Source organism: Pseudomonas monteilii NBRC 103158 = DSM 14164, assembly GCF_000730605.1.
In the GTDB taxonomy this organism is placed as follows: Bacteria; Pseudomonadota; Gammaproteobacteria; order Pseudomonadales; family Pseudomonadaceae; genus Aquipseudomonas; species Aquipseudomonas monteilii.
Genome location: NZ_BBIS01000054.1, coordinates 1 through 1958, shown reverse-complemented (window position 1 = coordinate 1958; position 1958 = coordinate 1). Strand labels below are relative to the sequence as shown.

1 protein-coding gene and 1 pseudogene are annotated in these 1958 nt (G+C 56.6%); one reads left to right on the top strand and one right to left on the bottom strand.

Annotation, left to right across the window (positions count from 1 at the left end):
- A pseudogene (locus PM2_RS24780) lies at nt 1-487 on the top strand (IS3 family transposase); the annotation flags it as partial.
- A gap of 42 nt (nt 488-529) precedes the next feature.
- Here the strand turns inward: PM2_RS24780 and tnpC are convergent.
- Nucleotides 530-1958: IS66 family transposase (tnpC, locus tag PM2_RS24775; protein WP_042132592.1), on the bottom strand; the 1429-nt coding region annotated here is incomplete at its 5' end.

Sequence of the window (1958 nt, the reverse complement as noted above, 5' to 3'; positions counted from 1 at the left end):
ACGTGAGCTAGGAGAGGAATGCGGACGAAATCGAGTCGGGCGCTTGATGCAGGCGGAGGGGCTGCGTTCGCAAACGGGCTATCGGCGGCGTCCAGGGTTTTACGGTGGAAAACCAACAGTGGCTTCGCCCAACCACCTCGCGCGGCAGTTCAAGGTCAGTGAGCCGAACAAGGTCTGGGTGACAGACATCACATACATTCGCACCTATGAAGGATGGCTGTACCTGGCGGTGGTGCTGGATCTGTTTTCCCGGCAAGTGATTGGTTGGTCAATGAAGCCCAGGATGTGCAGCGACCTAGCTATCGACGCAATGTTGATGGCTGTGTGGCGACGCAAGCCACAGCAGCAAGTGATGATTCACTCAGATCAAGGTAGTCAGTTCAGTAGCTCAGATTGGCAAAGCTTCTTGAAGGCTAACAATGTAATCAGCAGCATGAGCCGGCGGGGAAACTGCCACGACAATGCCGTAGCTGAGAGCTTTTTCGAGTGCGATCCATGAACCCCACCTTCTAAAAGATAGGGCCTCAGCTTACCGTGGTATCTCTGGCGAGCAGTTCCATGGCAGCAAGGCTTCGTAGTCTGAGACCGACGACGCATACGGCAGGCGCTCAAGTACGTGGCGCAGCCACGTATAGGGCTCCTGGCCGTTGACCTTGGCGGTCTCGACCAAGCTGTATATCTGCGCACTTGCCGTGGCGCCCTTGGGCGTGTCACTGAACAGCCAAGCCTTACGCCCAATGACAAACGGTTTTATCGCGCGCTCTGCCAGGTTGTTGTCGATTGGCAAATGGCCCGCTTCGACATACCGTTCCAGGCGGCTCCAGTTGTTTGCCAGGTAATGCACCGCCTTGCCCAATACGCTTTGCGGCGTCACCTGGGCGTACGTCTTGTCCAGCCAGCTTTTCAGCTGACCGAGGATCGGTAAGCTTCTTTCCTGGCGACCGATGAACCGCTGTTCGTCGCTGACCTCCTTGAGGTCGCGCTCGATGTCATACAGCTTATTGATCATCGTCAGCGCCACATCGGCTCGTCCGGTCTTACCCTTGGGCTGCACCTTTTGTGCTTCGACGAACTTGCGGCGCGCGTGAACCATGCATGCCAGTCGCTCGATACCGGGCTGCAACGCCAAAGCGTTGTAACCCGCATAATCGTCGGTCATCACATAGCCGCGATAGCCTTGCAGCAGACGCAATGGTACTTCCTGCGCACGGCTGGTGGTGTAGTCGAACAGCACAACTTGTCGATCAGGCGGGCCACTGGCTTGCACCCACATCCAGGATTGGCTGGTCGGGTCTCGATCCGGTTCTTTCAACACCTGGACGCGGGTCTCATCGCAATGAATCACCGGACTTTCCAGCAGCCGATCACGCATCAGGTTCAACAGCGGCTGGAAGTATTTACTGCACTGGATCACCCAACGCGCCAGGGTTTGTCGTGGAATCTCGATGCCGTGGCGGGACAGCACACTTTCAAACCTGTGTAGCGGCAAGCCATCGACGTACTTGGTCGTCAGCAGCATGGCCAGCACGCTTGGGCTGGCCATGCTTTTTTCGATTAACTGGGCGGGCTTGTCAGCAGTGACAGGAGCAGTCTCGCAACCACGGCAGCCATAGATCTTGCGCACGTGTTTGAGTACGCGGATCTGCATCGGCACGATATCGAGCTGCTCGCTGGTTTTTTCGCCGATGACATGCTTGCGGCAACCGCAGGCGCAGGTCAGTTCGTGTTCGGGCAACTCATGGATAACTTCGATACGTGGCAGATTAGCCGCCAGTGGCTTGCGCTTGCCACGGCGCTTGACCGGGACAACGACTTCTTCATCGGCATCATCGACTACAGCCAGCAGAGGGTCATTTTCCGCTTCATCGAACATGGCCAGTTGCGGCGTTTTGGGATCGACGGTTTGCTCGGACTTGCGGCCAAAGAAACGGTCACGCCATAACTTGATTTGTTCTTTC